Source organism: Pseudomonadota bacterium, from assembly GCA_039024915.1.
Taxonomy (GTDB): Bacteria; Pseudomonadota; Alphaproteobacteria; order Rhizobiales; family MH13; genus MH13.
In genome coordinates this window covers 13,553-33,211 of sequence record JBCCPK010000007.1, presented here as the reverse complement: position 1 = coordinate 33,211, position 19,659 = coordinate 13,553, and the positions used below count along the sequence as shown (strand labels likewise).

Below are 19,659 nucleotides of genomic sequence, written 5' to 3'. Positions count from 1 at the left end.
ATCTAAACATCCATTTCCAGCTGGCTATCGCTCGGCTTGCGCTTTTTCCAAGCGCGCCCCTGTTTTGGCGTATGGCGAGATGATTTGCGCGAGCCGTGCTTGAGGAAGATCGCACGCTGTTCTTTCGAAAAGCCTTCGGTACGTCGCAAAGCGGTTAAGCGCTCACGCGCCGCGCGGGCCGCCTTTTCGTGATCGATGATGCGTTCGGGGTAAGTCTTGCCAAGCTCAACGCCGAACTCGGCTGCCTGCGATGGGCTCAAGGTCCATGGTTCATGGAGCGCACGCCCTGATAGGCCACAAAGTTCGGGCACCCAGCGCCGGATGAACACGCCCGAAGGGTCCTGGTCATGGCTCTGTTTGACAGGATTATAAATACGCGGCGTGTTGATCGCCGTCGACCCGGACTGCATCTGTGTCTGCGACCAATGAATGCCTGGCTCATAGTCCGTGAAGAGCTGCGCTAGTCGGGTCCCCGATGCGCGCCAGTCGAGCCACAAATGATAGCTGGCGAACGCGGTCAGCATGGCCCGCATGCGAAAGTTGATCCAACCCGTTGCAATCAGCGAACGCATGCAGGCGTCGATGAACGGAAAACCCGTCATACCGGCGGCGAAAGCCTCGTAATGCGGGTGGCCAAATCCATCGACACGCGCTTCGCGAAAAGCCGGATGTAAATCGCGGTACTCGATCTCGGGTTCGCTTTCGAGTTTCTGGATAAAGTGGCAGTGCCAATGGAGCCGCGCGATGAAGCTATCGAGGCTCTGCGTGGTAATCATCCGCGCATGCGGTTCGGTGTCCGCCACGATGCGTCGCTCCGCATATGCCGCCTGCACCACCTCGCGCATCGAAAGGCAGCCATAGGCGAGGTACGGTGACAGCCGAGAGCAAGCGTCAGCACCATCGAGCGGCGATGACATGGCGCGGCGATAGTCAGCGCCTCGCCCTGAACGGAAGAAACTCTCAAGCACGTCGAGGCCATGTGTGCGCCCACCAGGTTGCAGACGCACCGCTCCATCGTGCGCCAGGTCTAAGGCTTGTGGTTCCGGCCAAGGGTCGGATGGCGCATCGACAGTTCGCATACGTTCTGGCGCCTGGTGCGCTGGCTCAGCCATAAAGGCCTCCCAACGCTTCGCCCATCGGTTGCGGTCAACCTTACCGCGGAACACCCCAAACTGCGGGACCTCCGTCCACGTCACACCAACCTTTTTGCACCATGCTGCAACATCCTTGTCGCGCTCGTAGGTCCAGCGGTTTCCGGTTTCCTCATGCGACCAAATGCCATCAATGCCATAGTCGCGATGCAGCTGGTCGAACACATCTGTGACAGCGCCCACACGGACCGCAGCGGGTAGACCTGAGTCGATCAGTTCCCGCGCGCTATCGCGCCAAAAAATGTAATGTCGGTAAGATGTTTCGGGCAGTTGCCAATATTCTGGTTCAACAATAATCAACGGCAGGACCGGCCCGCACTCGGCTGCTCGTGCGAGCGGAGCATGGTCAGCGATCCGTAGGTCGCGTTTGAACCAGACAAGTTGAACCATCGGTTTTCAGAGCCGCTCTTCACTGAACTGCCGCAGGGGGGTCGGCGTAACCAACCCATACCTTCTCCAATTGTCCTGAAGGATCACCATGTCCAGTCTTCGCCTTGTTCTTGGTGACCAGCTCACCCGCTCTGTTTCTAGCCTCGAAGGCATTGAGGAGGGCGACATGGTGCTGATGTGCGAGGTTTGGGATGAAGCGACTTACGTGCGGCACCACAAGAAGAAGATCGCTTTTGTCCTATCCGCCATGCGGCATTTCGCAGCCGCTCTGGAAGCGGAAGGGATTAAAGTTCGCTACGTTGAGCTCGACGACAAGTCTAACAGTGGCAGCTTCACCGGCGAAGTCGAGCGCGCCCTCGATGATGGCGATTTCGACCGTTTAATCGTCACAGAGCCCGGCGAATGGCGGGTTATGGAGATGATCCATGACTGGCAGGATCGCTTTGATGTGCCGGTGATCGTGCGCGAAGACACACGCTTCATGGCGTCGCTCAGCACGTTCGAAAACTGGGCCGAAGGGCGCAAGCAGCTTCGGATGGAGTACTTTTATCGCGAGATGCGCAGGGCAACAGGGCTTCTGATCGATCAGGACGGCAAGCCGGAAGGCGGAGAGTGGAACTACGACGCGGACAATCGCAAGCGCCTGCCCAAAGATATCGTTTTGCCCAAGCGCTTGGAGTTTGAACTTGATGGGATCACCAAACAGGTCCTTTCCATCGTTAAGAGACGATTTGCGGATCATTTTGGTGACCTTGAACCTTTTTCCATGCCGGTCACCGCCGATCAGGCGGAGGAGGTGCTTGCGCACTTCATCGAGGACTGTCTTCCACAGTTCGGTGACTATCAGGACGCAATGGCCGAGGGCGAAGCTTTCCTGTTTCACTCGACGATTTCAGCTGCGATGAACGCCGGCCTTTTGCTGCCTGAAAAGGTTTGTCGGGCTGCCGAGGCAGCCTACCATCAGGGCGTGGCGCCGCTTAACGCAGTGGAGGGTTTTATCCGCCAGATCCTTGGCTGGCGCGAATATGTGCGCGGCCTCTACTGGCTCAAGATGCCGGAGTACAAAGAGGCAAACGCACTTGATGCTGATCGGCCGCTACCGGACTTTTATTGGACTGCCGACACGCAAATGGCGTGCATGCGCGATGCCATTGAAACGACGCGCGAGCACGCCTATGCGCACCATATCCAGCGCCTCATGGTGACCGGCAATTTCGCGTTGCTTGCAGGCGTTAGCCCCGCGGAGATCAATGAATGGTATTTGATCGTCTACGCCGACGCCTACGAGTGGGTTGAGCTGCCCAACGTGCACGGCATGGCCGTCTATGCGGATGGTGGCATCATGGCGTCGAAGCCTTACGCCGCTTCTGGCGCTTACATCGACCGCATGAGCGACCACTGCAAAGGCTGTCATTACAAGGTCAAGCAGAAGGCCGGCGAAGAGGCGTGTCCTTTCAATTACCTGTATTGGGACTTCATCATCCGCAACCGTGAGACGCTCCAGGCGAATCCGCGGATGGGCATGATTTATCGGTCGCTCGACAAAATGCATGATGATCGCGTCGAGGAGATCAAGCAGGATGCAAAGCGGTTCTTGAGTTCGCTTGCGACGACTGCTTCTCATGCGCGGCACAGCGCCGAGGACCAGCGGAAGGTCGCCTAGCGCTTCAGGTAGGGTGGAACCGGTATCGCCTGATGCGCCGAGCGCAGGGCCGCAGACCATCTGTCCTGCAGGTCATGGAAGTACGGCTCGCCCTGCTCGATCCGAGTGGACACCTGGGTTTCAAGTGAATCGCGGCGCGTCAGCCAGAGATCGATAGGCATGCCAACCCCGAGATTGGACCGCATGGTCGAATCCATCGAGATCAGCCCGATCTTCAGCGCGTCGTTCAAGCGCGTCTCGAACGCGATCGCCCGGTCGAGGATCGGCTTGCCGTACTTGTGCTCGCCGATCTGCAAGTAGGGCGTGTCCTCAGTTGCCTCAATGAAGTTGCCGGCTGAGTAGATCATGAAAAGACGCAACCGCCCGCCCTTCACCTGACCGCCCAGAAGCATGGTGACGTCGAAGCCACCGCCCATCGTGCCGTTCGACGCGGCATTCATCCGCATAACCTCGGTGACCGCGCGCCCCACATAGGCAGCCGTCTTGAACATCGTCGGATGATCGTAAATCGTCTCGGTTTCGCCCGTTTCGGGATTTTCAAAACCGTCGGTGATCAACGAGACAACGGATTGGCTGACAGCAAGATTGCCGGCTGTTGCCAAGCCAATCGTGCGCTTGCCCGCTTGCTCGAAGCGATGCAGCTTTTGGTAGGTCGCAATATTATCGAGGCCGGCATTTGTGCGCGTGTCCGCGATCAACACCAAGCCATCTTCGACAAGCAAGCCGACACAGTAGGTCACAGCATCAAATCCACAGCACGGTGCGATAAACGGTGTCTCAACGGTTATCGTCAGGCACGCGACAAGGCAATCTCCGTGTGGCGCGTGGCCTCACCTTGCTGTGTATGATGGTTTACCCGCAGCGCACTTATCCCAGGCAGGTTAAGACCGGCTGCGATGCGAACGCTCTCATCGCTGGGGCAATTGTTGCGGCGCGGGTCGAAGCCGATCCAACCAAGTTTTTCGACAAACATCTCCGCCCAAACGTCGCGTGTGTCGGTGTTGCGCGCCTGTTCGCTGAGCAGGCGGTGGCCCGATATCAACCTTGCAGGAATGCCGATCAGCCGCGCAGCATCGGCCAACAACATCGCCGGAAGTGCAGGGTTGCCCGACTGCTTTGCTCTGAGGGCGTCGGCGAACCGCTGGGCAGACTTGGGTACAGGATCAGAGCTTTGCGACTGGCTCTGTTGCGGCGTTATCGTACCGTTTGCACCCGGCGCTCCTTCGCCTCCATTGCTGCTCGCCTCGCGAGTGTCGTCGTCTCCAGTGATAGCGTGAAGCGCCGTCATAAGCGCATGGAGGCGATCAATGGGTGATCGATCATGCGTGTCTGCCATCTCTAGCAACTGTTTGGTTTGGGCGACATGATCATCATCGTCTGTCACGCGCAAAAAGACGCCAAGCGGCACCCCTTCGCGTGTTCCGCGCACCACCCCGTGGTGCTGTTCTGTTTCAATCTCGCCGAGCGAGCGAATAGTCAGCCGTTCGAGCGGTTTGTTGACGGAGAAGCTGGTGACGATGTTGCCGAAGGCGTCTTCGCGATTGCTGAGATCGCAATCGGCATCGACTTCGACTGACCATTCACAAACATAATGCCCGGTATGGTCGCGCGGTGTCAGCCGGCAAACCTGGATGGTGCTTAAGGCCGCGGGTTCGAATTCAAACTTCTCGATATGCTGGACGGATAAACGCATGACGCACTCGGTACTGGTGTCGCGACGAGCGCCGGGTGGGCTTGCCCTGGCGCTTTCATCTACTGGAAAAGATACTGCTCGGCGATCGTCGAGCCTAGCTCGTTGTTGCGCCCGATAAACTGTTCAACGAACTCGTGCAGCCCCGACTGGAATATCCCTTCTATGTCGCGGTTACGAAAGTCCGAGTGGATCGATCGCGCCAGACGTTGAGCCTTGCCCTGGCGTCCATAGGTCTTTGACAGGATGTCGAGGTAGCGGGTGATATTGCCATAACAGGATGCCAGGGAGCGCGGCATCGCCTCGTTAAGAAGTAGCAGGTCAGCAACCAGCCACGGCTTGAGGCTCTCGCGGTAAACCCAATGGTAGGCGGTCAGCGCCGAGACAGAGCGCAAGATCGACGTCCATTGGAAATAGTCCAGTCCACCGCCGACGCGGTCGCCGCGCGGAAGCAGCACATGATACTTCACATCGAGAATGCGGGCGGTGTTATCGGCGCGCTCGATGTATCCGCCAAGCCGGAAGAATGAGTAGCCATCGGTACGAAGCATGGTGCGGTTGGCAATCCCGTCGACGCGCAGTGCCACCTGTTTGACGAAGCGCAGAAACTCCAGCAACTCCGCGCGTGACTGACCGAAGGTGCGGTAGCGCTTGAGCTCAAGCCACGCAGCGTTGATCGTCTCCCACATTTCGATGGTGATCGCCGTTCGCACAGATCGCGCATTCGACCGTGCCGCTTCGAGGCAAGAACGGATGGACGACGGGTTGCTTTCCGAAAAGGCCAGAAAATCGACAACCGTGCGCGCCGTCGCTTCGCCATAGCGTTCTTCGAAAAGTTCTTCCATTCCGGTCGCAAGCACCGCCGACTCCCACTCGTTGGAAACCGGTGCATCTCCAGAACGGACGTTTGACAAGCGGGTGGCCGCCTCCAGAAGCCGCGCGATGTTTTCGGCACGCTCAATATAACGGGCGGTCCAGAATAGGCTGTCGGCTGTGCGACTGAGCAGCATGACCAGGCTCCTTACGCCAAGACCCAGGTATCTTTGGTCCCGCCGCCCTGAGATGAATTGACGACCAGCGATCCCTCCTTCAGGGCAACGCGTGTCAGACCGCCTGGTATGATATTCACCCCTTTGGTTCCCGAAAGCACAAAGGGACGCAGATCGACGTGCCGTGGCGCGACGCCTTCGCCAACAAAGGTCGGGCAGGTCGAAAGCGCCAGGGTGGGCTGGGCAATGAAGTGATCGGGGTTGGATTTTAACTTGGTCCGGAAGATCTCGATTTCATCGCGGCTGGCCTTCGGTCCGACCAGCATCCCATAGCCGCCTGAGCCCGCAACCTCCTTGACGACCAGCTCCGACAGGTGCTCGAGAACGTAGGCAAGGGCATCGGCCTCGCGGCACCGCCACGTTGGGACGTTCTTGAGGATTGGCTCTTCGCCGAGAAAGAACTTCGTCAGCTCCGGCATGTAGGTGTAGATAGCCTTATCATCGGAAATCCCGGTGCCCACGGCGTTTGCGAGCGTGACGTTTCCAGCCAGATAGGCGGTCATCAGACCTGGCACGCCCAGCATGGATTCCGGGTTGAAGGCGAGGGGGTCGATGAAGTCGTCGTCGATACGCCGGTAGATGACGTCAACGCGTTGGGGACCGAGCGTGGTGCGCATATAGACCACATCATCTTTGACAAACAGATCGCGCCCTTCCACCAGCTCGATGCCCAGCTTATCGGCCAGGAAGGAATGCTCGTAGTAGGCGCTGTTGAAGGGGCCGGGGGTGAGCAGCGCACAGGTTGGATCGTTCTTGACCCCACGTGGGGCAACGGACTGCAGGGCCTGCAGCAGCTCGTCGGCGTAGTTTTCGACCGGCTCAACCGCGTGATCGTAGAAAAGTTCGGGCACGACCCGCATCATGACTTCGCGGTTTTCCAACATATACGATACGCCGCTGGGCGTGCGGGCATTGTCTTCCAGAACGAAGAAATTGTCCGCATCGGTACGCACGATATCGATGCCAGCGATGTTGACCCAGATATCGCCCGGCAGTGTCGTGCCGATCATCTCGGGACGGTACTGGTCGTTCTGATCGATCAAATCAGCGGGGATGATCCCGGCCTTGATGCACTCGCGCGGACCGTAGACGTCGGCTAGGAACCTGTTGAGCGTGTTGACCCGTTGTGTCAGCCCTTCGCTCATGCGCGCCCACTCGTCTTTGGCAAGGACGCGCGGTATCAGGTCGAAAGGAATTAGGCGCTCTTCTGCGTCCGCTTCGCCATATACCGCGAAAGTAATGCCAATGCGACGAAAGAGCATCTCCGCTTCGGAAGACTGCAGTTTCAGTGTTTCGGCGTCGAGGCCGTCGAGCCACTGGTGTACGATTGAGTAAGGCGAGCGGCACGCGCTCCCATCAATCGTCATTTCATCAAATGCTGTCATGGCGCTCCCTGGTCGGCTTTCCTTCAATCGAGCACACACCTTCGTTGAAGTAAACGCGCCGGTAAGCTCAGAGTTTTAGCAAAACGGTGCGGATGACGCGCTAAAATTTAGCCAGACTGCTGATCCATGAACCCCAGCGCCCTCAGGCTTACATGGCCCTGGGTACCCACGATCAGATGGTCGTGGACGTTGACGCCGAGCGGTTCCGCCGCTGCCATGATTTCACGGGTCATCGTGATATCGGCGTTCGACGGCGTTGGATCGCCGGAGGGATGATTGTGGACGAGGATGATTGCCGAGGCACCAAGTTCGAGGCTGCGTTTGACGACCTCTCGGGGGTAGACCGGTGTGTGGTCAACGGTGCCGCTCTGCTGAACCTCATCGCGCAGAAGTTGGTTCTTTTTGTCCAGAAACAGGATCCTGAACTGTTCGACGCTTTGGTGTGCCATCTCGCTGCGACAATAGTCGATCACAGCGGACCAGCTTGAAAGGACGTCACGGTGCGCAATGTCGTCACGGTGCATGGCCGCGGCGGCAGCGCTGACGAGGTGTAAGTCGGTTGCGGTATTGATCTTGATGCCAGGCACCTCGCACAGTTGCGCGACGGGCGCATGCAACACGGCGCCAAGTGAGCCAAATCGGTCAATCAGCTGCTTGGCGAGCTGCTTGGTATCCCGGCGGGGGATCGATCTGAAAAGGAGAAGTTCAAGCAGTTCGTAATCGGCGAGCGCTTCCGCTCCAGCTTCCCTAAACCGCTCTCGCAGCCGCTCGCGATGACCATGATAGTGGGGCTTGGTCCCATTCATCGACAGCGCTTTGAAGGGCCTTCAGACGGTAGGCCTTCGACATTGCCCGCCGATGACATTGATGAAGCCCAACCCGCCAATCCAAGCCTGCCCCTTCAGCTTGCCCGGACCGCGTCGCGCAAGCTTGCTGGTGCAAACAGGCCAGCCGGTGAGCTGGTGAAGATCTCGCAGCCGTCTTCGGTTATGCCGATCGAATGCTCATACTGGGCCGAAAGGGACCGGTCGCGGGTTACCGCGGTCCAGCCATCCGACAGGATTTTAACGTGCGGACGACCGATGTTGATCATCGGCTCAATGGTGAAAATCATTCCTGGGCGCAGGTCGATGCCTTCGCCGGGCCTCCCATAGTGCAGAATGTTGGGCGGCAAGTGAAACACGTCGCCGATGCCATGGCCGCAAAAGTCGCGCACGATGGAGCAACGCTCCGCTTCCGCAAAGCTTTGGATGGCATGCCCGATATCGCCCGTCCGGTTGCCTGGCCGTGCAGCCGCAATGCCCCGCATCAGCGCTTTGTAGGTGACCTCCATCAGGCGTTCCGGCGCGCGCTTAAGCGCCCCGACCGAATACATCCGGCTCGAGTCGCCGTGCCAGCCATCATAAATGAGCGTGACGTCGACATTGATGATGTCGCCCTGCCGTAGAGGTTTGGTGTTGGGGATGCCGTGGCACACCACATGGTTGATCGATGTGCAGCTTGCTTTCGTGTAACCGCGATAGTTGAGCGTTGCAGGGACAGCGCCATTCTCGCGGGCAAAATCCATCACCGCGTCATCAATCTGCTGGGTTGTGACGCCGGGTTTGATCAGGTCAGTGATCTGATCGAGGATCGTTGCCGTCAGCTGGCCGGCGCGATGCATACCTTCGAAAGCTTCGGGCCCGAACAAACGGATTTGGGGTTGGGTCTGCAGCATCAGTCGGCTCGAATTCCTGCTCTTCACTACCTCAAACAAGTGACCAAGACGGGTGTCACAAAAGGTGCCGATCACAGTGCGGTCGTTTGCCATTATCGCAGCGATTAGAGCGCAACGCAGGTTTCCTCATCACGCCAATCACGATATTTGCCCGCCTAAAATCGGTGCCCCCGCAAGGAAGACCGCTTGCAAGTGGTTCTATAGACTGATTTTTAGCGCAAAAGAAGAGGCTACAAGACGGCTACATGAACGCACACGCACACAGTGGATCGGATACAACGCCCTCGGACGCCTCCGGCTCCCCTTGGGGCCGTTTTGAGTTGAACGATCGCGCACGGCGTTTTCGAGCTTTCTCAAGTTCGCGTGGAACCGGCTACCTTGCAAAGAGGATGGCCTATCTTGCCCGTCGCCTCGCGATGTCTGCTGTCCCAGATGTGGCCGACGTTGAGGTCTTTGGGCACAAACTGCGCATTGATCCCCGCGGCAATCTTGCCGAAAAGCGTCTGCTCTTCACGCCTCAGTATTTCGACCCCGACGAGCGGGCACTGCTCGCACGCGCCTTACCAGCCGACGCGGTCTTCCTTGATATTGGCGCCAACGTTGGGGCCTACAGCTTTTTCGCTGCCAGCTGCTCCGGACCGCACGCGCGAATTATCGCCATCGAGCCGCAGCCGAAAATACATCAACGCTTGCAAACGAACATTGCCTTCAACCCCGGCGTGCCAATCGAGGCTATTCAGCTTGCGATTGCGGACATTGACGGCGCAATCAGTCTTTTCGTTGACGAGCAAAACGCCGGTGAGACATCAATGCGTCGTCTCGCCGGCAACAGCGGCAGTGCAACGGAAATTAGCGTTTCTGCCAAGCCACTTGCGGCTTTGGTTTCAGACCTCGGCCTTCAACGTATCGATGCAATGAAGATCGATATTGAGGGTGCCGAAGACATCGCACTCGCCCCGTTTTTCGAAGCTGCGCCTGCTACACTGTGGCCGTCGGTGCTTATACTGGAAAACAGTCCGGAAAGCTGGCAGATCGACTGCATCGACCTCGCCCGCAAGAGGGGTTATCAGCTCGTTCTTTCGACCCGCTTGAACGTGGTGTTGACCCGGCCGGCGACCGGGTAAACTCGCGCAGCGCCTCAAGCGTCCAACACGACTTGTATGCGTCCGCGCGGCTGAATTCCCTCGAGACTTGGCAGGCAGTCAACAGCGTAGACTTCAACGCCGCGCCCGACCGCATCGTCCATTGCTCTTCCATAGGCAGGATCGAGATCGCGCGCCAAACCTAAGGTTTTGGCATGCGGCCATTGGGCTATGAAAACCAGCACTGAGCGGTGACCCTGCTCGACCATCGATGCCAGCTCTCCAAGGTGCTTCGCCCCGCGAGCCGTCACGCTGTCTGGGAACTCCAGATGCCCAGCTTCACGCATGAGATGAACATTTTTGACTTCAACATAGGTGTCCGAACCGTCCGGGCCGGCAAGAAGCAGGTCAATGCGCGAATTCTGTCCATACTTTTGTTCGCGCACAATGGTGCCGATTGGGCCAAGCTCAGGTAGGAGCCCGATGCGTATTGCTTCTTCGGCAAGCTTGTTGGGATGCATCGTATTGATCCCAACAATCGCCGGCTCGCCCGGCCCATCGACCTGTTCCAACTCGTAGGTGTAGGCGAGTTTGCGTTTCGGATTGCTCGACTTCGATACCCAGATCGTGGCACCGGGCCGAGCGAGGCCCATCATTGAGCCGGGGTTGGGGCAGTGCACGGTGATCATTTGGCCTGCATCCGGCCCCGTGCGCATTTCAACGTCTGCGAGGAACCGCTTGTAGCGTTTGATGAGGCGCGCTTCGAACAGGGGTGTGGGAAACTCCATGCTCATACCAATGTGGCGCAATCAGCAAATTGCAACATCCCACCGGCACCGCTAAGCCCTTGCCCACAAGCAGATTAGACCGGTCGATGTGGCGCGCTCCTTGGCAGCGATGGGATCGACCGGCGGTTAGCGTCAGAACACAATCGGTGAGCGTGAAACTACAATGGTGGCGACTGCAGCTTTTCTTGTCATTGGCGATGAGATTTTGTCTGGCAAAACGAAGGACCGGAACATCGGGACGCTTGCGGATGCTCTGACAATGGTCGGTATCGATCTGACGGAAGTGCGGGTCGTTGCTGACCGGACGGACGCGATTGTTTCGGCAGTCAATGCACTGCGAGCGGCCAATTCCTATGTTTTTACCTCGGGGGGCATCGGACCCACGCACGATGACATCACCGCCGACTCGATCGCGGAAGCCTTTGGTGTCGGTATCGCCGTCGACCCGAGAGCCTACAAGCTGCTGTCAGACTGGTATGACGCAACCGGGCGTAACATGAATGCCGCCCGCGAACGGATGACCAGGCTTCCGGACGGCGCTGAGTTGATTGATAACCCCGTGTCCATCGCGCCGGGGTTTCGGATCGGCAACGTTTTTGTCATGGCAGGCGTCCCGTCGATTTTCTCGGCAATGCTGGAAAGCGTCCTGCCGACGCTTGATGGCGGCGAACCGCTGGCGGTGGAGATCGTTCCGTTCTCCTGCGGTGAGGGTGACCTGGCTGGTGAGCTTGCCGACATCGCCACGGCCCATCCGACCGTTTCCGTTGGCAGCTATCCGAAGATGGTGGATGGCGCGTTCACGACCGAGATCGTGCTTCGTTCAAGGGACCGTGAGGCGCTTGACGCAGCAAGCGCTGCGGCTCACAAGCTGCGCGCAAGCCTTGCCGATAAACCGCCCTCGGCCTGAGAGACCTTGCAGGAGACATGCATCCGATGAGCGAAAGCCTCAACGACAAAGCATTTCCCGTTTCGTGGGATCAGTTCCACCGCGATGCTCGGGCTTTGGCCTGGCGGCTGGCGGACAAGGGGCCGTTCGACGCTATGGTCTCGGTGACCCGCGGCGGTCTGGTTCCGGCAGCGATTGTCTGCCGTGAACTGAACATCCGCACCATCGATACCGTGTCGGTTGCGAGCTACGATTACGAGGGTTCCGGCGAGCAAATGCAGGGGGAAATCTACGTTCTCAAGGCGATCTCGCCGCAGTTGTTAGAGAGCGGGGGTGAAAACGTGTTGCTGATCGATGATCTCGTCGACACGGGGAAAACCGCCCAGGCGCTGCGGGAAATGCTGCCCAAAGCGCACTTTGCGACCGTTTACGCCAAACCTAAGGGGCGACCGCTTGTGGACAGCTTCGTCACCGAGGTCAGTCAGGATACATGGATCTACTTCCCTTGGGATTTGGGCTACTCGTTCGTGCCGCCGATCGCGAAGGAAGGGTGAGCACAGGCGAACAAGATGCGGGCGTGGTGGAATCGGTAGACACACGGGACTTAAAATCCCGAGGCCCTAGGCCGTGCGGGTTCAAGTCCCGCCGCCCGCACCACTCTTGCCAGGCAGTGGACCTGCGACCCGACTGCGGTGCAGGTCGAGTCCTCCTTCACCATTCGCTCCTGTCAGCCCGCCAAAATGCCGACAAACATGGCCCGCCCATATGGCACAGCCATAAGCGGTGTTTGTCGCGACAAATGAGCAAGTGCCGGCTGCTTGCAACCGTGTCCCCAGGAGTTGCCCATGGGCTGGGTTGTCGCAATCGGCTTGTTCACCGACGGGAGGGGGGCTTGTACCGGACGCCTCCATCCAGCTAGAGCAGTTTGCCCCCCCCCAAATTTGGTTTCGAGTAGCAATCGCTTATATGCTAGGCTACGCATAAACCCGAACATGGATGCTGCGACGAACGCGGCGCGCCGGCGCTTGAGGAGGATTATCAATGCTGCAACAGGTGGAATCGCAGGCCGTCGAGCCTCGCTTTGTCGGCGGCGCGCTGCCCAATGGCAAAAGCCAATCCGTCGGCAAGCGCAGCGTTACACTTCCTGAAGCTGGCGCGGAACCATGGCGACAAACCCTGTACACGGCATTGCTCGACGCTCGCGCACACCATGGCGGTAGCACGGTCATCGTTGATGATTTTCAGAAGACGCCTCTGACCTATGATCGGCTGACCCTTGGCGCGCTGTTGCTCGGCGACAAGCTGTCCGCTCTTGATCCGTCCGGAAAGCCGCTTGGCGTCCTCCTGCCAAACGCGTCCGGGGTTGCAGCTGTTTTCTTCGCTTGCCAGGCGGCAGGGATCATCCCGGCCATGCTCAACTACTCAGCGGGCCTGCGCAGCCTGACGGCGGCCTGTGAAACCGCTGAGATTAACGTGATTGTCTCCTCACGCGCGTTCATAGAAAAAGCCGGACTTGAAGACCTCGTTGAGGGCCTGTCCCGGCGCTGCCGCTTCGTCTGGACCGAAGACGTCCGTGCGCAGATCGGCACCATGGACAAGGTCAAGGGCATGGCGCGCCTGAAGCTTGGTGCCCGGCGGGCGAAAGGTGCCTCTTTATCCCCCGATGCCGTCGCTGTGTTGTTGTTCACCTCCGGCACCGAGGGCGTGCCCAAAGGGGTGGCGTTGACCCATGCAAACCTTCTGTCGAACTGCTGGCAGTTCAGCCAGATCATCGATCTACGGCCCGGAGATCGCTTCTTTACGGCGCTACCGGTGTTCCATTCGTTTGGGCTAACCGCCGGTCTGATCGCAGGCATCGTTCTGGGCGTCGGGGCTTATTTTTATCCCTCGCCGCTTCACTACAAGGAGATACCAAGCCACGTCCGCCGGTCCGGCGCCAAAATTGTGGTCTCAACCGATACGTTTGTGAACGGTTGGATCAAGGCGGCGGACAAAGAAGATTTCTCCAACGTGCGGCTGATGGTGCTGGGAGCTGAGCGGGTCAAAGACGAGACGCGTCGTCTTTTCCGCGAACGTTTCGATATCGATCTGCTTGAGGGCTACGGCGCGACTGAAGCTGCCCCGGTCATTGCTGCCAATCATCTCGACGACAATGTCTCGGGCACTGTGGGCTATGTCATGCCCGCAATTGAGTTCAAGCTCGACCCGGTTCCTGGCCTGAATGAAGGTGGTCGGCTCAAGGTTCGCGGACCCAACGTCATGGCGGGCTACATGATGCGCGACGAACCCGGTGTCATTCAGCCGCTGGAGGGTGGCTGGCACGATACCGGCGACATTGTCGACCTCGACGAGGATGGCCGGATTACCATCAAGGGTCGCGCGAAGCGCTTCGCAAAGCTGGGCGGCGAGATGGTTTCGCTCAGTGCTGTCGAGGCCTATGTCAGTGAGGTCTGGCCGGGTGTGAACCACGCGGTTTGCGCTGTCCCCGACAAGCGCAAGGGCGAACAACTGGTTCTGGTCACCGAAAAGGAAGATCCGAAAACCAAGGAGCTCCTAGCCTGGGCCAAAAAAGCGGGCGTGTCAGAGCTGATGATCCCGAAAAAGGTTGTGAGCGTTGAGGCTCTTCCCGTTCTTGGAACCGGTAAGCTGAACTACGGCGCGATTGATGCGCTCGCTGCCCCCGAAAATTCAAGCGCGAAGGCGGCTTAAGAAAGGTCGCGGATCTAAGCGAGCGCCAAGGTTACAAACCTTCAGGCGACCACCCGTAAAGCCAGTCGTAGCGTGCCAGAAGACGCTGCGGCCCACTGGCTCGCATGACCGTATCGCGGCCCAAGGCCATGGGTCCGGTCATATGATAGATTCGTCCATTGCGCTCCGCTTCACGCCAAACCCTTGAGACCCGTGCCTTCCTGGCGGCCTCGAAACGCACAAAAGCTTGAGCTGGCTCGACTGGTTGGCTCAAGAACTGTGCGAGTACCCACGCGTCTTCTATGGCCATCGCAGCACCCTGCGCGGCAAACGGCAGCATGGCGTGGGCAGAATCGCCCAAAAGGACGGTGTCGTGTTTGTACCAGGCCCCTTTTGGGTCGACGGCTTTCAAAGGCCAAGGGCTCCAGTCTCGGCAGCCCATGAGCCGGTCGCGAATGTCTCCGCTCCAGGCTGCAAATGCATCAAGCATGCCCTCGATTTTGTTTGTCCGGGCGATGGCGACGAGGTTTCTCGCGCGTCCGCCACGAAGCGGATAGCTGACCAGATGAGCATTTGGTCCGAACCAGACCTGTGTTTCGGGGTTGCTGGCTTCACTGCTGTCGCTCTGTGTTACAGCGCGCCACGCGACTGTGCCGGTAAATCGGGTTGCGGCGTCATTACGGATGGCGGAACGCCAACGCGAGTTGACGCCGTCTGCAGCGATTGTTGGCAGATGGTCCCCACCATCGTCAACGCCGACGTCAGGCGCGATATCGCGATCTGTCTGCAGAGTGATCAGTTCGCTCGCGGTACAGGCCTCGACGAGTACACGCTGAAGGTCGGCGCGATGCATCACCCAATAGGGCGTCCCGTAGCGTTGTTCGGCAGTCTTGCCTAAAGGCACATGGGCGATGGGACGGCCTGAAAGCCCGCTGTGAATGGCAATCCGTGACGGGGCGACTGCATGGCCCTCGAGTTTGTCCCGAAGGCCCAGCGCAAACAAAACCTTGAGCGCGTTGGGCGATAGCTGAAGACCTGCGCCAACTTCCTCAAATTGTGGCGCTCTTTCAAAGAGCTGAGAGGCCAGGCCTCGCTTGGCGAGACATAGCACTGCTGTGAGGCCGGCAATCCCGCCGCCGACGATTCGAAACGGCTCTTTGTTCAAGGGTGTCAGGCGCTTTCGGCGACGCTTTCCCCATGCCAGACGGCGCTGGCTGGCCGAGCCTCCATTGGGCCGAGCGTCGGGTCATAGACATAAAGCGTCGAGCAATAGGGGCAAACCTTCTCGTTCTCGTCGCCAAACGTCAGGAAAACGTGCGGATGGTCGAAAGGCGGCTTGGCGCCGATACACATGAACGATCGGGCCCCCACATAAATCTTGGGTAGCCCTTCGTGATTGTGCACGTGCAGAATTGCCTTGTCGGCCATCTTCGTGTCCCGCTTTACGATGATCAGGCTTGCGCGTTCCCGGTCTAGCGCGGCACATAGCGCGCGGCAAGCGGCGTGCGCGAGCCTTTCGCCGCGCATTCCAGCTCAGATCAATCAACAGGGGCGGCCCGCAATGCAGACATTTGTGAGCGACGGTGTCACCCTCGCATTTCGCGATAGTGGCGAGGGCAGGGCGAGCAAACTCCCTGTACTCCTGATCCATGGCTTCGCGTCGAACAGTCAGATTAACTGGGTCGGGCCCCGCTGGTTTGAAGCCCTTGAGACGGCTGGCTACCGCGCCATTGCGATCGATAATCGCGGGCATGGGGAGAGCGAAAAGCTCTACGATCCCGCCGCCTACCCATCGCGCCTGATGGCTGGCGATGCGCAGCGTCTGCTCGATCATCTGGGCATCGAACAGGCAATCGTTATGGGCTACTCAATGGGCGCCCGGATTTCAGCATTCTTATGTCTCGATGCGCCGGAGCGGGTCGCGGCGGTTTGTTTTGCCGGGCTTGGTATCAATATGGTCCGCGGCATCGGCGGATCGGAGATCATCGCACAGGCCCTCCGTGCGCCATCACTGAGCGCGGTGGACCATCCGGTCGGACGTGCCTTCCGCGCCTTTGCCGAGCAGACCAAGTCAGATCGGGAGGCGCTGGCGACCTGTATTCTGGCGTCACGCGACCCGATTACCGAAGAGGATGTTCAGTCAATCCGTCAACACGCGTTGGTCGCTGTTGGCACGAAGGATGATGTCTCTGGCGACGGCGCCGAGTTGGTGGACCTGCTGCCAGCCGGCGAGCATCTTGCCATTGAGCGCCGCGATCACATGACGGCGGTCGGTGACAAGCAGTACAAGCAGGGTTTTTTGGCGTTTCTGGACCGGCATGGGCTTTAGGCGGCGGTTTAACGACCGGTGAAATTGGGTTTTCGTTTATCGCGAAAGGCCTGCCGTCCTTCCGCATAATCATCAGACTCGAAACAGGTCTGCGCGTCGCGGGCTGCTTGACCCACTGTCCCGGTCCCAAGCGCAGCGCTGACGGCGGACTTTGCCGCGATTTGCGTCAGGCGGGCCTTGGCCTCGATTGCGTCGATCAATGCCGCGCTGTCGGCGTCAAAGCGGTCTGCGTCGATCAGGGTCTGTATGAGGCCCATACGCAGCGCGGTCGCCGCGTCGATCGGTTCGGCGGTCAGAAAGATCCATTTTGCATCTCCAGCACCGACGAGCCTCACCAGATCAGCGGCTGCGTCTGGCGGATAGGCAAGCCCCAGCTTGGCGGCCGGGACCGCAAAGCGGGCCTTCCCGCTAGCGATGCGGATGTCGCAGGCAGCTGCCATTGCCAACCCGCCGCCCATGCAGTCGCCGTCAATCAGGGCTAAGGTGGGCGCGCGCGCAGCCCGCAACGCCCTATACGCGCCGCCGCTGATCTCGTCATATCGGGCGACGGCTTGTGGATTGGCGCGCAGCGAATCGAATTCCGATATGTCCGCGCCCGCGCAGAAGATACCTCCGGTGCCCTGCAGTATGATCAGGCGTTCGCCTGTCTCTGCCTCCACGGCGTCCTTAACCGCGCCCCACATCGCCGCTGTCATCGCGTTGCGCTTGTGCGGTCGGTTTATCGTGATGGTGAGGCGTGTTGGCGTTGCATCAATGGTGATGGTCATCAGGGGAACCGGCTGGCAATTTAGGTGGTGTGCGCTTAAGTTCCTGCACCATGACTGAACATGCACTCGCCGCCCACTCGACCAAGGATGCAAGCGCCCAGCTGCTTGCGCCCACGGACCCGATTTGGCGTAGCATCCGCGACGAAGCCCTTCAGGCGGTTGATCGAGACGGCGCCACCGGTGGGCTTTTCCAGGCGTTGGTTTTGGGCCAGCCATCGCTCGAGTACGCGTTGGTGGGTGTGCTTGCGGCTAGGCTGGGCGATACGCTTTGGTCGTCGGACGACATTTCCGCGCTGTTTCTCGACGTTCTTGAGACCGATGAGGCGACGCTGACCCATTTGCATCGAGATCTGCTCGCTGTTCTCGACCGTGACCCGGCCTGCCACCGGCTGATCGAGCCGCTTTTGTTCTTTAAAGGGTTTCACGCGCTGCAGTCCTACCGGTTTTCGCATGCGCTTTGGCGCGCGGGCCGCAAGGATCTTGCCCTGTTTGTTCAAAGCCGGGCGAGCGCCCGCTTCCAGGTAGACATCCATCCCGGCACGCGGATCGGCGCGGGGCTTTTTCTTGATCATGCGACCGGGATCGTCATCGGTGAGACGGCTGTGATTGAGGACGACGTTTCGGTCATGCAGAACGTCACGCTTGGCGGGACGGGCAAGGATGAGGGCGACCGTCATCCCAAGGTGCGACGCGGCGTGCTCGTTGGGGCCGGTGCAAAGGTGCTGGGGAACATCGAACTGGGGCAGTTTTCCCGCGTTGCGGCCAGTTCGGTCGTTCTTGACCCCGTGCCCGAATGCGCAACCGTTGCAGGGATTCCGGCGAAGATCGTGGCGCGCGATATCTGCACCGACGACGCAAGCATGCCGTCGGTCCGGATGGATCACACCATGCCACTGCAATCAATTGTGGATGAAGGCTCGGGAATTTGAGCAATTGACCGCTCTGGCGCATTGCCGTGCCCGCCGCTGCGCCCTAAGGCTGGCCGGCAACGCCGACTCAAGGGACGCAAAACACCATGACCGCTGATGAACTGTCGAAGATCGAAACCTATTTGCGGCGCCTGTTTGATTCGCCTGCGCTTGCGGTCAAAGCGCGCCCGCGCAAGGACGATTCAGCGGAGGTCTACATGGGCGACGAATTCATTGGCCTCATTCACAAGGATGATGAGGACGAGGACCTGGCCTACAACTTCACGATGTCGATCCTCGACTTCGACCTCGAATAGAAAGACGCTGGCCTCTAACGCGCTTCGGCACTTGATTGCGCCAACCTGAGCAGGAAGCCAAGAATGCTCCGGTCGAGGTCTTCCCACTGCGCCAACAGCTCGGGTGAAAAGCGGTAGGTCACAGTAAGGCCGTTCGTCAGGATCACGTCGCGATAGCAGGTTGACCAGATGGTCTCGCCGCCGGCCGAACACCGAGCAGCAAAACCGGTGCCTTGGGTGATGTCGAAAACGACGCTGTCGTGACCATATCCCGCCTGCGGATCAAGGCGGCGGCGCACAAGACCGCTTTCATCGGTCGTCACGGGTCCGACAAAGACCTCACGATACACCGATCCCAGAAGATCTGTGGTGTCGAGCGCTTCGCCCGCTTCGGCAACCCCGATGAAGACAATGCGTTCGCGCGGTGTGGCGCGCAACGTTTCCGCGTCCCCAAGGGGCGCCATCGTCGGCCAGGCGAGCGCGAGATCATAGCCCGGCAAAACGCCGGAACGTTGCTGCTCGGCAAAGCGAAGGTAGCCCGCCGGCACGCGGAAATTGATTCCGCCTACGACGATCTCATAAGCGCTCAGGCGCTGCTCGTGTTGGCTGCGCTCGGAGACGACCAGTCCCTTCTCGCGCAACCCGATGTGGCCGATGAACAAGGCTGTCATCAGCACAAGCGCCGCAGTGAAAACTGTAAACGGCACGACCGCGAACGGTCGATCATCATCAAGCAAGCGTGGGTCGAACACAGTCATGTTAACCACGTAGCGCAACGACCTTAATGATCCCTTTACCATAAGGCACGGCTCTTGCAGTGTTGTCTCCAGCCACCGCAGCGTTGGCGCACAGTGAGACAGGGTAGTACGA

General features: G+C 59.2%; 20 protein-coding genes and 1 tRNA gene. 9 read left to right on the top strand and 12 right to left on the bottom strand.

What is annotated here, in order from left to right:
• Nucleotides 1–2: 2 nt before the first annotated feature.
• Nucleotides 3–1,541: an FAD-binding domain-containing protein gene (locus AAF739_14320; GenBank protein MEM6383843.1), complete on the bottom strand. Its 1,539-nt coding sequence runs from the start codon at nucleotides 1,539–1,541 to the stop codon at nucleotides 3–5.
• Between the two features lie 88 nt (nucleotides 1,542–1,629).
• Here AAF739_14320 and AAF739_14315 point away from each other — a divergent pair, with 88 nt between their 5' ends.
• Nucleotides 1,630–3,204: a cryptochrome/photolyase family protein gene (locus AAF739_14315; protein ID MEM6383842.1), complete on the top strand. Its 1,575-nt coding sequence runs from the start codon at nucleotides 1,630–1,632 to the stop codon at nucleotides 3,202–3,204.
• Here AAF739_14315 and AAF739_14310 read toward each other — a convergent pair.
• The 6 genes from AAF739_14310 to map form a co-directional block, all read right to left on the bottom strand.
• Nucleotides 3,201–3,944, bottom strand: coding sequence for a peptidase (locus tag AAF739_14310; GenBank protein MEM6383841.1), 744 nt, complete (start codon nucleotides 3,942–3,944; stop codon nucleotides 3,201–3,203). The genes AAF739_14315 and AAF739_14310 overlap by 4 nt on opposite strands.
• A gap of 50 nt (nucleotides 3,945–3,994) precedes the next feature.
• Nucleotides 3,995–4,897: a transglutaminase family protein gene (locus tag AAF739_14305; GenBank protein MEM6383840.1), complete on the bottom strand. Its 903-nt coding sequence runs from the start codon at nucleotides 4,895–4,897 to the stop codon at nucleotides 3,995–3,997.
• A gap of 59 nt (nucleotides 4,898–4,956) precedes the next feature.
• The gene (locus AAF739_14300; GenBank protein ID MEM6383839.1) at nucleotides 4,957–5,901 is read right to left on the bottom strand and encodes an alpha-E domain-containing protein; all 945 of its coding nucleotides are present in this window, start codon (nucleotides 5,899–5,901) and stop codon (nucleotides 4,957–4,959) included.
• A gap of 14 nt (nucleotides 5,902–5,915) precedes the next feature.
• Nucleotides 5,916–7,328, bottom strand: coding sequence for a circularly permuted type 2 ATP-grasp protein (locus AAF739_14295; GenBank protein ID MEM6383838.1), 1,413 nt, complete (start codon nucleotides 7,326–7,328; stop codon nucleotides 5,916–5,918).
• Nucleotides 7,329–7,435: 107 nt separating this feature from the next.
• The gene (gene radC, locus AAF739_14290; GenBank protein MEM6383837.1) at nucleotides 7,436–8,134 is read right to left on the bottom strand and encodes a DNA repair protein RadC; all 699 of its coding nucleotides are present in this window, start codon (nucleotides 8,132–8,134) and stop codon (nucleotides 7,436–7,438) included.
• Between the two features lie 95 nt (nucleotides 8,135–8,229).
• Entirely contained in the window at nucleotides 8,230–9,045 is an 816-nt protein-coding gene (map, locus tag AAF739_14285) for a type I methionyl aminopeptidase (GenBank protein ID MEM6383836.1), read from the bottom strand.
• Between the two features lie 245 nt (nucleotides 9,046–9,290).
• Between map and AAF739_14280 the strand changes: the two genes are divergently transcribed.
• Nucleotides 9,291–10,169: an FkbM family methyltransferase gene (locus tag AAF739_14280; protein MEM6383835.1), complete on the top strand. Its 879-nt coding sequence runs from the start codon at nucleotides 9,291–9,293 to the stop codon at nucleotides 10,167–10,169.
• Between the two features lie 14 nt (nucleotides 10,170–10,183).
• On the opposite strand, the gene sfsA is transcribed toward AAF739_14280, so the two are convergent.
• Nucleotides 10,184–10,915 carry a DNA/RNA nuclease SfsA gene (gene sfsA / locus AAF739_14275; GenBank protein MEM6383834.1) on the bottom strand — a complete coding sequence of 244 codons (732 nt, stop codon included), beginning with the start codon at nucleotides 10,913–10,915 and terminating at the stop codon, nucleotides 10,184–10,186.
• A 163-nt stretch (nucleotides 10,916–11,078) separates the two neighbouring features.
• Here sfsA and AAF739_14270 point away from each other — a divergent pair, with 163 nt between their 5' ends.
• The 4 genes from AAF739_14270 to AAF739_14255 all read left to right on the top strand — a co-directional run bounded on the left by AAF739_14270 (nucleotide 11,079) and on the right by AAF739_14255 (nucleotide 14,510).
• The gene (locus AAF739_14270; protein ID MEM6383833.1) at nucleotides 11,079–11,822 is read left to right on the top strand and encodes a molybdopterin-binding protein; all 744 of its coding nucleotides are present in this window, start codon (nucleotides 11,079–11,081) and stop codon (nucleotides 11,820–11,822) included.
• A 26-nt stretch (nucleotides 11,823–11,848) separates the two neighbouring features.
• On the top strand, nucleotides 11,849–12,355 hold the full coding sequence (gene gpt / locus AAF739_14265; protein ID MEM6383832.1) for a xanthine phosphoribosyltransferase: 507 nt from the start codon (nucleotides 11,849–11,851) through the stop codon (nucleotides 12,353–12,355).
• 17 nt (nucleotides 12,356–12,372) lie between these two features.
• Nucleotides 12,373–12,458: transfer RNA gene (locus AAF739_14260), tRNA-Leu, on the top strand.
• Between the two features lie 384 nt (nucleotides 12,459–12,842).
• Nucleotides 12,843–14,510, top strand: coding sequence for an AMP-binding protein (locus AAF739_14255; GenBank protein ID MEM6383831.1), 1,668 nt, complete (start codon nucleotides 12,843–12,845; stop codon nucleotides 14,508–14,510).
• Nucleotides 14,511–14,541: 31 nt separating this feature from the next.
• Here the strand turns inward: AAF739_14255 and AAF739_14250 are convergent, their stop codons facing one another.
• Complete coding sequence (locus AAF739_14250; protein MEM6383830.1) at nucleotides 14,542–15,654, bottom strand: FAD-dependent monooxygenase; 1,113 nt, start codon at nucleotides 15,652–15,654, stop codon at nucleotides 14,542–14,544.
• 5 nt (nucleotides 15,655–15,659) lie between these two features.
• Nucleotides 15,660–15,917 carry a zinc-finger domain-containing protein gene (locus AAF739_14245; protein MEM6383829.1) on the bottom strand — a complete coding sequence of 86 codons (258 nt, stop codon included), beginning with the start codon at nucleotides 15,915–15,917 and terminating at the stop codon, nucleotides 15,660–15,662.
• A gap of 133 nt (nucleotides 15,918–16,050) precedes the next feature.
• Between AAF739_14245 and AAF739_14240 the strand changes: the two genes are divergently transcribed.
• Nucleotides 16,051–16,818, top strand: a complete 768-nt coding sequence (locus tag AAF739_14240; protein MEM6383828.1) for an alpha/beta hydrolase — start codon at nucleotides 16,051–16,053, stop codon at nucleotides 16,816–16,818.
• Nucleotides 16,819–16,826: 8 nt separating this feature from the next.
• Here AAF739_14240 and AAF739_14235 read toward each other — a convergent pair whose 3' ends face one another.
• Entirely contained in the window at nucleotides 16,827–17,585 is a 759-nt protein-coding gene (locus tag AAF739_14235; protein ID MEM6383827.1) for an enoyl-CoA hydratase-related protein, read from the bottom strand.
• A 50-nt stretch (nucleotides 17,586–17,635) separates the two neighbouring features.
• On the opposite strand from AAF739_14235, the gene cysE reads away from it, so the two are divergent.
• Together cysE and AAF739_14225 are read left to right on the top strand one after the other, a co-directional pair.
• On the top strand, nucleotides 17,636–18,514 hold the full coding sequence (cysE, locus tag AAF739_14230; protein ID MEM6383826.1) for a serine O-acetyltransferase: 879 nt from the start codon (nucleotides 17,636–17,638) through the stop codon (nucleotides 18,512–18,514).
• 86 nt (nucleotides 18,515–18,600) lie between these two features.
• Complete coding sequence (locus AAF739_14225) at nucleotides 18,601–18,810, top strand: DUF3126 family protein (protein ID MEM6383825.1); 210 nt, start codon at nucleotides 18,601–18,603, stop codon at nucleotides 18,808–18,810.
• A gap of 14 nt (nucleotides 18,811–18,824) precedes the next feature.
• Here AAF739_14225 and AAF739_14220 read toward each other — a convergent pair whose 3' ends face one another.
• On the bottom strand, nucleotides 18,825–19,547 hold the full coding sequence (locus AAF739_14220) for a hypothetical protein (GenBank protein ID MEM6383824.1): 723 nt from the start codon (nucleotides 19,545–19,547) through the stop codon (nucleotides 18,825–18,827).
• Between the last annotated feature and the right edge of the window lie 112 nt (nucleotides 19,548–19,659).

Bases quoted from the DNA above. Each gene is read 5' to 3' on its own strand.
- radC (MEM6383837.1), bottom strand. From the start codon at position 8,134: ATGAATGGGACCAAGCCCCACTATCATGGTCATCGCGAGCGGCTGCGA.
- map (MEM6383836.1), bottom strand. From the start codon at position 9,045: ATGCTGCAGACCCAACCCCAAATCCGTTTGTTCGGGCCCGAAGCTTTC.
- AAF739_14225 (MEM6383825.1), top strand. From the start codon at position 18,601: ATGACCGCTGATGAACTGTCGAAGATCGAAACCTATTTGCGGCGCCTG.
- sfsA (MEM6383834.1), bottom strand. From the start codon at position 10,915: ATGGAGTTTCCCACACCCCTGTTCGAAGCGCGCCTCATCAAACGCTAC.
- AAF739_14295 (MEM6383838.1), bottom strand. From the start codon at position 7,328: ATGACAGCATTTGATGAAATGACGATTGATGGGAGCGCGTGCCGCTCG.
- AAF739_14245 (MEM6383829.1), bottom strand. From the start codon at position 15,917: ATGGCCGACAAGGCAATTCTGCACGTGCACAATCACGAAGGGCTACCC.
- cysE (MEM6383826.1), top strand. From the start codon at position 17,636: ATGACTGAACATGCACTCGCCGCCCACTCGACCAAGGATGCAAGCGCC.
- gpt (MEM6383832.1), top strand. From the start codon at position 11,849: ATGAGCGAAAGCCTCAACGACAAAGCATTTCCCGTTTCGTGGGATCAG.
- AAF739_14280 (MEM6383835.1), top strand. From the start codon at position 9,291: ATGAACGCACACGCACACAGTGGATCGGATACAACGCCCTCGGACGCC.
- AAF739_14315 (MEM6383842.1), top strand. From the start codon at position 1,630: ATGTCCAGTCTTCGCCTTGTTCTTGGTGACCAGCTCACCCGCTCTGTT.
- AAF739_14240 (MEM6383828.1), top strand. From the start codon at position 16,051: ATGCAGACATTTGTGAGCGACGGTGTCACCCTCGCATTTCGCGATAGT.
- AAF739_14220 (MEM6383824.1), bottom strand. From the start codon at position 19,547: ATGACTGTGTTCGACCCACGCTTGCTTGATGATGATCGACCGTTCGCG.
- AAF739_14235 (MEM6383827.1), bottom strand. From the start codon at position 17,585: ATGACCATCACCATTGATGCAACGCCAACACGCCTCACCATCACGATA.
- AAF739_14270 (MEM6383833.1), top strand. From the start codon at position 11,079: ATGGTGGCGACTGCAGCTTTTCTTGTCATTGGCGATGAGATTTTGTCT.
- AAF739_14255 (MEM6383831.1), top strand. From the start codon at position 12,843: ATGCTGCAACAGGTGGAATCGCAGGCCGTCGAGCCTCGCTTTGTCGGC.
- AAF739_14305 (MEM6383840.1), bottom strand. From the start codon at position 4,897: ATGCGTTTATCCGTCCAGCATATCGAGAAGTTTGAATTCGAACCCGCG.
- AAF739_14320 (MEM6383843.1), bottom strand. From the start codon at position 1,541: ATGGTTCAACTTGTCTGGTTCAAACGCGACCTACGGATCGCTGACCAT.